At 36.5% G+C, this 12,931-nt stretch carries 11 protein-coding genes, 3 tRNA genes and 1 other annotated feature (1 of these 15 cut by a window edge); of the genes, 4 read left to right on the top strand and 10 right to left on the bottom strand.

Annotation, left to right across the window (positions count from 1 at the left end):
- Window positions 1-102 precede the first annotated feature (102 nt).
- The 6 genes from NF418_RS01955 to NF418_RS01980 all read right to left on the bottom strand — a co-directional run bounded on the left by NF418_RS01955 (window position 103) and on the right by NF418_RS01980 (window position 5,732).
- Window positions 103-483, bottom strand: a complete 381-nt coding sequence (locus NF418_RS01955) for a helix-turn-helix domain-containing protein (protein WP_256778217.1) — start codon at window positions 481-483, stop codon at window positions 103-105.
- A 103-nt stretch (window positions 484-586) separates the two neighbouring features.
- Window positions 587-790 carry a DUF951 domain-containing protein gene (locus tag NF418_RS01960; protein WP_256778218.1) on the bottom strand — a complete coding sequence of 68 codons (204 nt, stop codon included), beginning with the start codon at window positions 788-790 and terminating at the stop codon, window positions 587-589.
- A gap of 69 nt (window positions 791-859) precedes the next feature.
- A complete protein-coding gene (gene dnaN / locus NF418_RS01965; protein WP_172000182.1) occupies window positions 860-1,996 on the bottom strand; it encodes a DNA polymerase III subunit beta in 1,137 nt (378 codons plus the stop codon).
- Window positions 1,997-2,148: 152 nt separating this feature from the next.
- Complete coding sequence (gene dnaA / locus NF418_RS01970) at window positions 2,149-3,519, bottom strand: chromosomal replication initiator protein DnaA (RefSeq protein ID WP_256778219.1); 1,371 nt, start codon at window positions 3,517-3,519, stop codon at window positions 2,149-2,151.
- 217 nt (window positions 3,520-3,736) lie between these two features.
- Window positions 3,737-4,495, bottom strand: coding sequence for a ParB/RepB/Spo0J family partition protein (locus NF418_RS01975; protein ID WP_256778220.1), 759 nt, complete (start codon window positions 4,493-4,495; stop codon window positions 3,737-3,739).
- Window positions 4,496-4,556: 61 nt separating this feature from the next.
- Window positions 4,557-5,732: a S1C family serine protease gene (locus NF418_RS01980; RefSeq protein WP_256778221.1), complete on the bottom strand. Its 1,176-nt coding sequence runs from the start codon at window positions 5,730-5,732 to the stop codon at window positions 4,557-4,559.
- Window positions 5,733-5,923: 191 nt separating this feature from the next.
- Between NF418_RS01980 and rlmH the strand changes: the two genes are divergently transcribed.
- Together rlmH and NF418_RS01990 are read left to right on the top strand one after the other, a co-directional pair.
- The gene (rlmH, locus tag NF418_RS01985) at window positions 5,924-6,403 is read left to right on the top strand and encodes a 23S rRNA (pseudouridine(1915)-N(3))-methyltransferase RlmH (RefSeq protein ID WP_256778222.1); all 480 of its coding nucleotides are present in this window, start codon (window positions 5,924-5,926) and stop codon (window positions 6,401-6,403) included.
- 24 nt (window positions 6,404-6,427) lie between these two features.
- Window positions 6,428-7,102, top strand: a complete 675-nt coding sequence (locus NF418_RS01990) for a YoaK family protein (RefSeq protein WP_256778223.1) — start codon at window positions 6,428-6,430, stop codon at window positions 7,100-7,102.
- Between the two features lie 7 nt (window positions 7,103-7,109).
- On the opposite strand, the gene NF418_RS01995 is transcribed toward NF418_RS01990, so the two are convergent.
- A tRNA-Arg gene (locus NF418_RS01995) sits at window positions 7,110-7,183 on the bottom strand.
- A 115-nt stretch (window positions 7,184-7,298) separates the two neighbouring features.
- On the opposite strand from NF418_RS01995, the gene NF418_RS02000 reads away from it, so the two are divergent.
- Together NF418_RS02000 and NF418_RS02005 are read left to right on the top strand one after the other, a co-directional pair.
- A tRNA-Glu gene (locus NF418_RS02000) sits at window positions 7,299-7,370 on the top strand.
- Between the two features lie 5 nt (window positions 7,371-7,375).
- Window positions 7,376-7,448: transfer RNA gene (locus tag NF418_RS02005), tRNA-Asn, on the top strand.
- An 83-nt stretch (window positions 7,449-7,531) separates the two neighbouring features.
- On the opposite strand, the gene NF418_RS02010 is transcribed toward NF418_RS02005, so the two are convergent.
- The 3 genes from NF418_RS02010 to NF418_RS02020 form a co-directional block, all read right to left on the bottom strand.
- Window positions 7,532-10,111, bottom strand: coding sequence for a YfhO family protein (locus tag NF418_RS02010; RefSeq protein WP_256778224.1), 2,580 nt, complete (start codon window positions 10,109-10,111; stop codon window positions 7,532-7,534).
- Between the two features lie 36 nt (window positions 10,112-10,147).
- Window positions 10,148-11,770 (bottom strand): ABC-F family ATP-binding cassette domain-containing protein, encoded by a 1,623-nt coding sequence (locus NF418_RS02015; RefSeq protein WP_172000189.1) that lies wholly within the window; start codon window positions 11,768-11,770, stop codon window positions 10,148-10,150.
- Between the two features lie 65 nt (window positions 11,771-11,835).
- Window positions 11,836-12,708: a YitT family protein gene (locus NF418_RS02020; RefSeq protein WP_172083305.1), complete on the bottom strand. Its 873-nt coding sequence runs from the start codon at window positions 12,706-12,708 to the stop codon at window positions 11,836-11,838.
- A 108-nt stretch (window positions 12,709-12,816) separates the two neighbouring features.
- Window positions 12,817-12,931: a binding site (T-box leader), on the top strand (it continues 94 nt past the right edge of the window).

Here is a 12,931-nt window from a genome sequence, read left to right on the forward strand (position 1 = left end):
TCACTATTATCAACATTTTTAGTCAAAAAAAGAACTTAGTCTGAGACTAAATTCTGTTGATGTTATGCAGTTTTCTCAAAGTAACTTCTGGAAGGACGGGAACTAGAACTTACTTTGAGAATTTACCAAATAATGCTTAATGAATAATCCACCTAAAAATATAACTGCAAAAAAAATGAGAACGACAACATCGCCTCTTGTAAGAGGTCGTTTGGATTCTTCGTACAAGTATTCCCAACCATTCATTTTTCCTCGTTGTTCCACCACAATTTCCTTCTCAGGTTCTTTTCCTAAAACCAGATAATCCAGACTGACACCAAAGATTTCTGCCAGCTGAACCAGTTTGTCAATATCTGGCGTTGCTTCGCCATTTTCCCACTTGGAAACAGCCTGACGGGAAATATAGAGCTTCTCTGCTAAGTCATCCTGAGACAAATTTTGACCAGTACGTAACTTTTTGATTTGTTGGGCCAACTGATTCATGATCATTTCCTCCTCTTTTTTCTAAGTCTATTATAGCTTAGAAAGGAACAGTTGACTAGCAATTTTTAGGAAAAAATCGCAACTAGCAGTTGCAAACTGTCAACTAGGCTTCACTTGGTAGAACTTGTTTCATTTTTCGTTCAAAATCATATCGGCTCATCATAACAACATGGTCACAGTTAGTACAGCGGATTTTAATATCCGCTCCTAGACGGATAACCTCCCACTTATTTGCCTTCTTGCCGGTCGATTTGATAACACAGGCGTGGGGCTTTTTCATTTCGACAAAGGTTCCTAATTGGTACATAGATACTCCTTTAGTTCTATTTCTTTCAGTATAACACAAAAACGGCCAAGCTAGCCGTTTATGTTGGAATTAGTTGGTCCGAACTGGGGTTACTAATTGAATTAAATCTTCCTCTTCGTTATTTGGTACTAGTGTAAATGGACGAACAGAGGAGATAAAGCTTATTTTAACCTGCTCACTATTGGTTGCCTTCAAAGCTTCAATCAAGTAAGTTGGGTTAAAACTAATCACCAAATCTTCACCAGTCACTTCTAATGTGTCCAATTCTTCGTTTACACGTCCAACTTCTGGTGAGTTTACATGAGCTGTGACAACATTATTTGCAATCTCAAGTTTTACTGTACCATTCTGAGTTGCATTTGACAGAAGACGAGCCCGTTCCATCGAATGGCGGAGTTTGTCAGTATCAAATACAGCAACTGTTTTAAATTCTGTTGGAATCAAGCGATCCGTATCTGGATAGGTTCCTTCAAGCAAACGTGTATAGAAACTAATATGTTCACTTCTGAAAAGGATTTGATTGTTGGAGAAGAACACTTCTACAGTTTCGATATCATCCGTAAAAACGACTGTAAATTCGCGAAGAGAACGACTTGGAATCACCACATTAAAATCATCGCCTGCTTTTTCAAGGACCAGTTTACGTTGACTCATCCGATGTGAGTCTGTGGCAACTGTTTTAAGATTTTTATGATCTGTTAAAACAAAATGAACACCTGTTAGTATTGGGCGACTTTCTTGCAAGGAAGCTGCAAAGGCTGTTTCATTGATAGTTTGTTTTAGTACTTTTGTTTCCAATACCAAAGGTTTTGACGTTGGAACTTCTTGTAATCGTGGATATTGCTCAGGCTCTTTTCCTTTTAAGGTAATTTCTGATTTACCACTTGTCAAAACAACTTGTTTTTGTTCGATTTCATTAAAATCAAGGACAATATCTGGCATACTTGAAACGACGTTTATAAAGAATCCTGCTTCCAATAAAATAGCTCCTGGTGAAGAAATCAAAAGACCAGCATTCTCATCTTGAATGGAAATAAAATATTCAATGGAAATCTGTCCATTTGAACCTGTTAAAGTAATTCCGTCACTCGTAACAGTAATTTTTAAAGTAGAGAGTATTGGAATAGCATTTTTAGTACTAATTGCTCGTTTAGTAGTATTGAGTGCTTGGAGGAACACATTTTTATTAATCGAAAATTGGATCATTGAGTCTCCTTTATTTATTGTCTATAAGGTTAATAGTAATAGTAGTTATTGTGTATTCTGTGGAAAAGTCACTAAAACTCGATAAAGCTAGGAAATAGACTTGTTCACAATATGTGGAAAACTATGGCTTTCTTTTGAAAGTTATACACAGGTTAGCGTAATTTATTTTTTATACTGGTTATTTCAATCTCTAAATTGTCATCATCCAGCAGTAAGCTCTTTATTTTGTTATAGGCATGCATGACCGTAGTATGATCACGATTTCCAAATTCCCTGCCGATTTTTGGTAAGGAATTATCTGTCATTTCACGAGCTAGGAACATAGCAACTTGACGTGCATGAACAATATGTTGAACACGTTTTGAACCCTTTAGTTCTTTTAAACTGACCCCATAAAATGTACTGACTTCTTCCTGTATTCGCTCAATAGGAATAATCATATTTTTGGGGTTGGTTTGTTTTCTAGAACGAATTGCCTCAGCAGCTACTTCAACAGTAATTTCTGAAAGATTTCGCATAGTAGCAATTAGGTTAATATCTTTCAAAGCTCCCTCTAAATCACGGACATTCGAATCAAATTGTCCAGCTAAGTAAGACAAGGTTTCGTTAGTAAATTTATAAGGAAAAGTCTCGCATTTATTGCGTAAAATAGCTATACGTGTCTCAAAATCAGGTGGTGTAATTTCAGTTGTTAGCCCCCATTTAAATCGTGTTACTAATCGATCTTCAATATTGTCTAAATAATCTTGGTTACGGTCACTTGTTAAGACAATCTGCTTATTATTGTCATATAGTGCATTGAAAGTATTAAAAAGTTCCTCTTGAGTAGACTTTTTATTTTTTAGAGATTGAATATCGTCAATGAGGAGCAAATCTAAATTGCGATATATTTTTTTGAACTTCTCCATTTTATTTAAACGTAGGTGTTCTAAAAATTCATTAATGAAGGTTTCTGCGGAAACATATCGTACCCTTGCTTGAGAATTATCGGCCAATACCTTGTTACCAATTGCATTTAGAATATGAGTTTTACCTAATCCAGGACCTCCGAAGATGAATAAGGGATTGTAGTAGCCTCCTAAATTATTTGAAACAGCAATAGCTGCGTTATTCGCCCACTGGTTATTATCACCTTGAACAAAGTTTTCAAATGTATATTGGGGTTTTATATCAGAGTGGACAGTTTCCACTACTTCAAGAGTTTCGCTATTTTCAACAACAGGCTGGACCTCAAATGTAGTGTAACTTTGTCTCGTTGGACTGGTCTCAGTTGTATCATCAGTGAATTGGTAATGAATACTGATAGGCTCTCCGAACAGTTCAAAACTAGCAGTAATTAATAATTCTTCAAAATTTGATTCCCAAAAACTTTTTTTATAGGAGCCATTTAAAAAAATTTTTGCTTCTTGATGTTCAATACGAATTAATTTTGCATCTGCGACAAAAAAGTTATATATATAGGGCTTGAATCCAGACTGTACTAACTCAACAAATCGTTGCCAAAAAATTTCTTCTTTTTCCATAAAATTCCTCCTTTCATAGACTATTTTATTCGCCAAACTAGTGTACCATAAAAAGCAAAAGTTTTCCACAGATAATTTTCGGAGTTTATATTGTCCACATTGTATATAAAAGTTTTCCACAGGTTGTGAATAAAAGCTAGAACCTGTGTAGATTCTAGCTTTGTAGTATTATTTTATTGTGGAAAAGGTTGTATATGAGTAAATTGAATTAACAAGCTTATTTTAAGTTGTTGATAATTCGTTCGAATTCTTCGAGGCTATTAAAGTTGATTCGAATTTCTCCCTTGCCATTTTTTTTCTGAAGAATTTTGGTTGAGGTACCGAGTAGTTTGGTTAAAAGTTCTTCTTGTTCTTTTAGAAATTGATTTTTTGGTTGTGTCTTTATTTTTTTCTTCTTGGATAGAATTTTTTCAAGAGCCCGCACACTTAGATCTTTTTCGATGATTTCCTGAATCCAGGCAGCTTGTTTTTCTTCTGAAAATGCAACTAACTGACGCGCGTGGCCTTGCGAAATTGTTCCTTCTTTTATTGCTTGTTGTGTTTCTTTAGATAGATTTAATAAACGAAGAAGATTGCTGATATAGGGTCTAGATTTTCCCATGATTTGTGCAATTTCATCGTGTGTTAATCCCTTATTAATTAGCTTTTGATAAGAAGAAGCTTCTTCGATAGGATTTAAATCTGAACGTTGTAGATTTTCAATGATTGACTGATAGAGCAAATCATCATCACTCAATTCTTTTACGATAGCGGGAATCGTTGTTAGTCCAGCTAATTGACTAGCTCTCCACCTTCTTTCACCTGCTAACAGTTCATAACCAACAATAGATGACCTTCTTACAATAATTGGTTGGATCAATCCATTTTCTTTTATAGATTGAGCCAATTCTTCTAGCTTATTTTGGTCAAAATGAATTCTAGGTTGATATGGATTTGGTTGGATATCTGAAATTTTTATAGTTCGTAATTCTTCCATATTGTTCATTTTAGCAAAAAAAAACAGACTTTACAATCATGTAAAGCCTAGTTTAAGTTGATTATTGAAGTTGGTCAGTAGAATGTGTCAATTTAATGTCAACTGTTTGTTTTTTATTATTTCTATAGTAGGTAATGATAATTGTATCGCCTACTTGATGCTTGTAAAGTGCACTTTGTAAATCACTCTTGTTTTCAATGGTTTCTCCGTCAATCTCTGTAATGACATCGTAAGTTTCGAATTTTCCATCTGCTGGAAGTCCGGCTTGTGTAGAAACAACGATAACACCAGATGTTAATTCAGTATTAGCTAGACCAGCTTTTTCAAGTTGACTGGTTGACAAATCTGTCAAGTTAACCATGTGAACTCCGAGGGCAGGTCGGCTAACTTTACCATCTGTTTCAAGTTGATTGATAATGGACACGGCATCGTTTGAAGGGATTGCAAATCCCATTCCTTCTACTGCAACTCCATAACTAGTCAAAGAACTTGAAGTAATTTTACTAGAAGTAATTCCGATAACTTGACCTTGGATATTAATGAGTGGTCCACCAGAGTTACCAGGGTTAATGGCTGTATCTGTTTGAATGGCATTTGTAGAGATTGTTTGACCATCTTCTGATTGAGAGGTAACAGTACGACTTAAGCTGGAGATAATCCCCTGTGTAACAGTATTAGCGTAAACACTTCCTAGTGGACTACCAATTGCGATAGCAGTTTCCCCAACTTTAATAGTGTCTGAGTCTGCAAATTCAGCTACTGCTGTCACCTTGTCTGCATCAATTTTGATAACAGCGATATCAGAGTAGGTATCAGAACCCACTAATTCTCCTGCTACTTTCTCTCCGGAAGCTAGAAGGATATCAATTTTTTCCGCATTATTGATTACATGGGTATTGGTTACAATATAGGCAGTATTTCCATCTTTTTTGTAGATTACTCCTGAACCTTCCCCAGCAACTGCTAGTTCATCAGATGATTCAATATTTCCAAAAATGGCGCTCAGGCTATTGCTTGCTGCAGATTGGTAGTTGATAACGGAAACAACAGCATCTTGGATTTTTTCTACTGCCTGAGTTGTTGAAGTCTCATTATCATATTGAACATTGCTAATACTTGTAATAGCAGAGTTTGCTTGCTGGACTTGTGGTTGAAAGATAGACGCAGTCAGTGCACCGGCTAAGCCACCAATAAAGCCAATAAAAAATAAAATAAGGAATTTCAAATATTTTTTCATATAGAGAACCCTTTCTTTTTCTTATAATTTTCTTAAGATTACTCCTACTTTCTTAATTATAGCTTAAAGTTTTCAAAAATCAATCCACAACCTGTGGATAACTATGTGAATAATGTGAACAAACTCGTAGATTTTGATGTTTTTTTGAAATAATAACTACTAGATGCCTGTGGATATGTTACAATATTTTTATGAAAATAAAATTGATAACCGTTGGAAAATTGAAAGAAAAATACCTTAAAGATGGTATTGCCGAATATAGTAAACGTTTAGGTCGTTTTACAAAGTTGGATCTGATTGAACTAGCTGACGAGAAGACGCCAGATAAGGCTAGTCTGGCAGAAAATGAGCAGATATTGAAAAAAGAAGCTGAGCGAATTATGGCTAAAATTGGTGAACGAGATTATGTCATCGCTCTAGCCATTGAAGGAAAACAATTTCCCTCTGAAGAATTTAGCAAGAAACTAGCTGACATTACAGTGAGTGGCTATTCTGATATTACTTTTATTATCGGTGGCAGTCTTGGTTTGGATCATCAAGTGAAAAAAAGAGCCAATTTACTGATGAGTTTTGGACAATTGACCCTCCCTCACCAACTAATGAAATTGGTGCTTATCGAGCAAATTTATCGCGCCTTTATGATCCAACAAGGCAGTCCCTATCATAAATAGTTTCACGTGAAACAAGGAGTTAGAATGCAGCAGAAAGATTATCGTGTTTTTGAAGGCTTGCGTGTAGCTTGTTGCTTGACCTTTATTAGTGGCTATCTCAATGCATTTACCTATGTGACCCAAGGTGGACGTTTTGCAGGAGTACAATCCGGAAATGTAATTTCTCTTGCCTTCTATATGGCAAAAGGAGAGTTTGACCAGGTAGTTAACTTTTGTATTCCCATTCTATTTTTTGTATTCGGTCAATTTTTTACTTACTTAGCTAGGAGGTATTTTGAAAAACAATCTTGGTCCTGGCACTTTGGTAGTAGCTTGATCATGCTGATTTGCATCCTTTTGACAATTTTTTTGTCTCCCATGATGCCTGCTTCTTTCACAATCGCTAGTTTGGCTTTTGTAGCCTCTATTCAGGTGGAAACCTTTAGAAGGTTGAGAGGTGCTCCATATGCCAATGTCATGATGACTGGAAATGTGAAGAATGCGGCTTATCTTTGGTTTAAAGGTATGATTGAACGGGATACAGAGCTGAAAAAGACAGGAAGAAATATTTTACTTACGATTATTGGATTTATGTTAGGTGTTGTTATTGCGACGCAACTGTCTTTTCAATTTAAAGAATATGCTTTAATTGGCATTCTCTTACCAGTCCTCTATATTAATTATAAATTATGGCAAGAAAAAAGGCCTATCTCACGATAGACCAAGATGATTCCAGCAGGATTCGAACCTGCGACCGTTCGCTTAGAAGGCGAATGCTCTATCCAGCTGAGCTATGGAACCCTAACTATTTAATTGTACATTAAACGGCTAACTCTGTCAATAGTGCAAAATTTTTTTAAAAAAACTATTGACAAAAAATTGGTGGTGTATTATACTAGTTATTGTTCTGAAAAATGGTCCGTTGGTCAAGGGGTTAAGACACCGCCTTTTCACGGCGGTAACACGGGTTCGAATCCCGTACGGACTATTCTTTCCGCCATAGCTCAGTTGGTAGAGCGCATGACTGTTAATCATGATGTCACAGGTTCGAGCCCTGTTGGCGGAGTATATAAACACTAAGAAACCTTGAGAAATCAAGGTTTTATTTTTTAAAAATTTATAGAAAATAAAAACTTCTCAGCAATCTATTTATACTGAGAGGTTTTTGTTATACTTATTTCGAAATATTTGGTAGCTGATAAAGAGGCCAAGGGCGGCGAATGAGATTATTAAACCTAAGTAAAAACCTTGAGGAATAAAGGTAAGAATTACTTGTGATTGCCCAGGACTGACATCGATTTTCATAAAGCCATTTTGAGCTCTCTGGATTTTTACTGGTTTACCCTCAATGGTAGCTTTCCAGCCTTTATCGTACGGTAGAGTCAACAGTAGTGAAGCTTCATTCTCGGTTTCAAAGTCGATAGTTAACTTGTTTCCGTTAGTTTTTGTAACAATATTTTTTTCTTTTAGTATAGTTACGGCATTTTGGAATGCAATTAGATCTAGACGGTAGAATTGCGGTTTATCAAAGGAAACTTGTGCATTTTCAGGGAAGTGAATATCAACTTGAACGACTTGTTCTTCTAAAAAATCTCCAACATTGAAGAATGAAAATGCATTATCAAGTGTAAATTCAGTTGACTGGTTGTTGACAGTTATGACAACCTTCTTATGATTCTCATTTGAGAATGTGATTTTTGGGAGATTTAGATATACTTGACTATTTGCTGGTACTGTAAAGGTATAGCTAACTTTAGCACTTGTTTCCTCAGCTACTTTATTTACAGTGATACGATTTCCTAATTCAGTCGCATATTGAGATGAAGTGATCGGAATACTATAGTAATATTTATGGTTTACACCAGCTAGCTGATTGAGGAAATTTGTTTGATTATCAAGTGTGAGGTTTGTAAACTTTACATCCTTGTAAACTTGGTTGGTGAGAATAGCAAGACCTTGATTAAAACTATTTTCATACAAGTTAATGGTTTCACTATTTTGATAGAGTGAAAAACCAAATTTATTAGGGTCAGTAGTTGCTAGATTGTATTTTATGCCAAATAGACTATCAGAAATGATGGTATTATTTTGATAACGGAGATTTAGATTGGTTCCATCTGAACGGAAACCTAGTTTGTCGAGGACTGAGCTAGAAGCTCTATTACGGATAGAAGAGAATTGAGAAATACCGTTGTAGTTGTACTTCATACTATCATTTCCTGTTTGTGGTAACAATCGTTCAGTCCGAAAGAAAGCAGTATTATCAGACTTGGCTGACTTGACAAGGTTGTCAATGTTTGTCAATTTTTCTTCATAGTTTGAACGACTAGGGAAATGCCATTCATTTGATAGTCCCTGTACCTGATACTGAGTATGAATCCCGATTTCAAATAAGCCAAAGAATAGGAAAACAGTGGCAATCCAGTTAGCATATAGTTTACGATGAAAGAGGAGCCAAAATAGAACAATGTAAAGAATTAGAAATTCAACTGTCAATAAAAAGTTTACATCTTGTAAAAATTCATAGTGTTGCTTAAATAGATAGGTCATTAGAAAACCTAGTAATATAACCGAAATGCTTACATAAAAGCTTCTAAGCGAAACTTGCTTCAATCGTATAATTGTTTCTGCAGATAAGTAGATAAGAATGGTAGATAGGACCCATGCATAGCGGTATAGAAACATATTCGGAGCATGCATTCCCTGCCAGAATAGGTTGAGGGGTTGGAGGTAGAAACTAGCAATGACAAAACTGATTAGTAGACCGTATGAACATTTTACTGTCCACCTTACCTCTTTTATGGTAAAGAATAGTATTGTGAAAATGAGTGGCAGCAATCCTACATAAATCATAGGAATAGAACCAAATTTTGTTGTGTCAAAACTACCGACTAAATTCTTTGCAAAGAAATCCAAATACCAGGAGTCTTCCGTTTTTAGATTGACAATCTTTGTAAAGGTTTCACCGTGCGTTTTCAAATCTAAATATGTTGGTAGGAGCATAAACATACTAGTTAGTGCTGATAGAATTGACACAACTGTAAAGTTTATGAATATTTTTATCCTGTTTTTTTCTAACCAAGATAAATGAACAAGTGCCCACAGTGCTAGAAAAATGGCAGCCATATAGCCAAAGTAGTAGTTTTGAACAAACAAGCAAGTTAAGGCTATATAGTAAATAGCTTGATTTTTTCCTTCTATCAATCGTTGTAAACCTAAAAGTATGATTGGAATAAGAATAAAGACATCTAGCCAGCTATTGATTTCTAATTGACTGGTAGAAAAACTCATCAATGAGTAGGAAGTGGAAAGAAGAATAGTCCAGGAAGGTTCAAGTTTTTTATGTATCCCTTTCAAGCTAATATAGGTTGACAATCCTATCAATCCAAACTTGACAACACTGACAAGATAGAGGGCATCTGGCATGGATTGTAAATCAAAGAAGAATACAAGTGGAGATAGGAAGGATCCTAGATAGTAGGAAGAAAGAGCGTAGAAGTTTAGACCTAGACCACTTGTAAAGGTGTAAAAAAGAGAGCCATCTCCGTGTAAAGCATTTCGTAAAGTTTGATTAAAGATGACATACTGATGAAATCCATCACTTGCTAATATAGTTGTGTCACTTCCCCACCAGATTCCTTGAAATGCTAAGACGATAGAAATAATAGTCAGAGGAATAAGGAAAGATAAGAGATAATAAATGGATGTTTTTGTAAATATTTTTTTCATAGATTTAAAAGAAAAGGCGAATAAATCGCCTTTTTATTATGCTTTCCAAAGTTCTTGTACTTTTGCTTGTACTTCAGCATTTTCCAAGAATTCATCATAAGTTTCGTCGATTCGGTCGATAACACCGTTTTTAGAAATGACGATGATATGGTTAGCCAGTGTTTGAATAAACTCGTGGTCATGGCTAGCAAAGATGATAGATTCTTTAAAGGCTTTGAGACCATCGTTCAGACTGGAAATTGACTCCAAGTCCAAGTGGTTGGTTGGATCATCTAAGACCAAGACATTTGATTTGAGAAGCATAAGTTTTGATAGCATCACGCGCACCTTTTCGCCACCTGACAAGACGTTGACAGGTTTGTTTACTTCATCGCCTGAGAAGAGCATACGACCCAAGAAACCACGCAAGAAGGTATTGTCATCTTCTTCCTTGCTAGCAAAGTTACGAAGCCAATCAAGTATGGATTCGTTGGTATCAAAATCACGAGTATTGTCTTTTGGTAGGTAAGATTGACTGGTAGTTACACCCCACTTGACAGTACCTTCGTATTCGATGTCTCCCATGAGTGCACGAATCAGAGCAGTTGTTTGGATGTCATTTTGACCAATGAGGGCTGTCTTATCTCCTGGACGTAAGATAAAGCTGATATTATCTAAAATTGTTTCACCATCGATAACAACTTTTAAGTTCTCAACAGTCAAGAGGTCGTTACCGATTTCACGTTCAGATTTGAAGTTGATAAATGGGTATTTACGGCTAGAAGGGATAATTTCTTCCAATTCGATTTTATCCAGCATCTTTTTACGTGAAGTAGCTTGCTTAGACTTAGAAGCATTAGCAGAGAAACGGGCAACGAATTCTTGCAATTCTTTGATTTTTTCTTCTGCTTTTGCGTTACGGTCTGCTTGCAGACGGGCAGCCAATTCACTGGATTGTTTCCAGAAGTCGTAGTTACCAACGAAAATCTTGATTTTTCCAAAGTCAAGGTCAGCCATGTGGGTACATACTTTATTGAGGAAGTGGCGGTCGTGGGATACGACGATAACCGTATTTTCAAAGTCAATCAGGAAATCTTCCAACCAGTTGATTGACTGAATGTCCAAACCGTTGGTTGGCTCGTCCAAAAGAAGAACATCTGGTTTACCAAAGAGGGCCTTAGCCAAGAGAACCTTAACCTTCTCACCGTTGGTCAATTCGCTCATATTTTGATAGTGAAGGTCTTCTGAAATGTTGAGGTTTTGAAGCAATTGAGAAGCTTCACTTTCTGCTTCCCAACCACCAAGTTCAGCAAACTCACCTTCTAACTCAGCAGCACGGACACCATCTTCATCAGAAAAATCTTCTTTCATGTAAATGGCATCTTTCTCTTTCATAATGCTGTAAAGTTGTTCATTCCCCATGATAACAACGTCAATCACGCGCTCATCTTCGTAGTCGAAATGGTTCTGACGTAGCACAGAAAGGCGTTCGTCTGGTCCAAGTGAAATATGACCTGTTGATGGCTCAATGTCACCTGCAAGAATTTTCAAGAAAGTTGATTTACCAGCACCATTGGCACCAATCAATCCGTAGGTATTTCCTGCTGTAAACTTGATGTTGACATCATCGAATAATTTGCGGTCGCTAAAGCGAAGCGACACATCTGATACTGTAAGCATATTTTCTCCTCTATATTCTGTCTATTAGTCTTATTGTACTAGAAAGAAATTGAATTTTCAATGAATTACATTGGAATTAAAATATCTTCGTCGTATTGTTGATGGTCTTTTTGTAAGCTAAAGCCACGACCACGAACTTGGCTGGCAGGCATGACCACCATAAAGGCGGTTGGATCAATGTTCAAAACTGCCGTTTCAATCTTTTGGTATTCATGGATGGAAATTGTAGTCATCAGCATGCGTTTTTCCTTGCCTGTAAACCCACCGACAACAGGGAGTTCGGTCACCCCACGATCTGCTGTTTCGGTAATGTATTTTTTAATTTTAGGAAATTTTTCTGAAATAATCATGACATTTCGAGAGGATTCTGTACCTGACATCATACGGTTGATAACATAGGTAATGGTCATCAGTGCCATAATCGAGTACATGACGGTGTCTGGATCAAAGGCAATAAAACCAAGTCCGACAACAATTCCATCGCTGATTGACATGGCGAGACTGAGCGGAAGAGGTGTGTATTTATGGAGTAATTGGATGACAATCCCTGTTCCTCCTGTGGAAGAATTCCCAAGGAAGACCAAACCGAGTCCAAATCCGATAATGATGCCTCCGAAAATAGCTGCGAGAAAGATATTGTCAGTCAAGGTTGGTAAACCAGCTGTCAACTTGATACAAAATGGATAAATCAAGGAACCGTAAACGGTTTTGATGAAAACAGATTTTCCTAAAAAGACCCAACAAAGTATTAGGAGGGGAATGTTGCAGTAAAGGACAAAATCAGAAGGATTCCAGCCCAAGAGTTTGTTGAGGGCAATAGCCAAACCTCCAACACCACCAGATACGATATTATTTCCTAAAAATAGACTATTGAACCCAATAGCCATGACAATGGAACCAGCTGTCACAAGTGCAAAGTCTTTTAGTTTTTGTTGCATAGGTCGCAATACCTCACCTTTTTTTCTTATAATCTCAATCTCTATTATCGCTGATTCAGACAGTCTCGTCAAGGCTTGGAAGTATTGACTTTCTAATTTTTAAGCGGTATAATGGTATTTAATCAGAAGAGTAGGTAATCCTCCATTTTTAGAGAGCTTGTGGTCGCTGCAAACAGGCAATGGTGATTGGTGAATGGACTGATTTTGTAATGAATTCGAACCA

Origin of the sequence: Streptococcus suis (assembly GCF_024509555.1) — a bacterium.
Taxonomy (GTDB): Bacteria; Bacillota; Bacilli; order Lactobacillales; family Streptococcaceae; genus Streptococcus; species Streptococcus suis_AD.

What these genes read in the sequence shown, in the direction of transcription:
- dnaA (WP_256778219.1), bottom strand. Translation starts at nt 3,519, where the DNA reads ATGGAAAAAGAAGAAATTTTTTGGCAACGATTTGTTGAGTTAGTACAG.
- NF418_RS01975 (WP_256778220.1), bottom strand. Translation starts at nt 4,495, where the DNA reads ATGGAAGAATTACGAACTATAAAAATTTCAGATATCCAACCAAATCCA.
- NF418_RS01980 (WP_256778221.1), bottom strand. Translation starts at nt 5,732, where the DNA reads ATGAAAAAATATTTGAAATTCCTTATTTTATTTTTTATTGGCTTTATT.
- NF418_RS02020 (WP_172083305.1), bottom strand. Translation starts at nt 12,708, where the DNA reads ATGCAACAAAAACTAAAAGACTTTGCACTTGTGACAGCTGGTTCCATT.
- NF418_RS01960 (WP_256778218.1), bottom strand. Translation starts at nt 790, where the DNA reads ATGTACCAATTAGGAACCTTTGTCGAAATGAAAAAGCCCCACGCCTGT.
- NF418_RS01990 (WP_256778223.1), top strand. Translation starts at nt 6,428, where the DNA reads ATGCAGCAGAAAGATTATCGTGTTTTTGAAGGCTTGCGTGTAGCTTGT.
- NF418_RS01955 (WP_256778217.1), bottom strand. Translation starts at nt 483, where the DNA reads ATGAATCAGTTGGCCCAACAAATCAAAAAGTTACGTACTGGTCAAAAT.
- dnaN (WP_172000182.1), bottom strand. Translation starts at nt 1,996, where the DNA reads ATGATCCAATTTTCGATTAATAAAAATGTGTTCCTCCAAGCACTCAAT.
- rlmH (WP_256778222.1), top strand. Translation starts at nt 5,924, where the DNA reads ATGAAAATAAAATTGATAACCGTTGGAAAATTGAAAGAAAAATACCTT.
- NF418_RS02010 (WP_256778224.1), bottom strand. Translation starts at nt 10,111, where the DNA reads ATGAAAAAAATATTTACAAAAACATCCATTTATTATCTCTTATCTTTC.
- NF418_RS02015 (WP_172000189.1), bottom strand. Translation starts at nt 11,770, where the DNA reads ATGCTTACAGTATCAGATGTGTCGCTTCGCTTTAGCGACCGCAAATTA.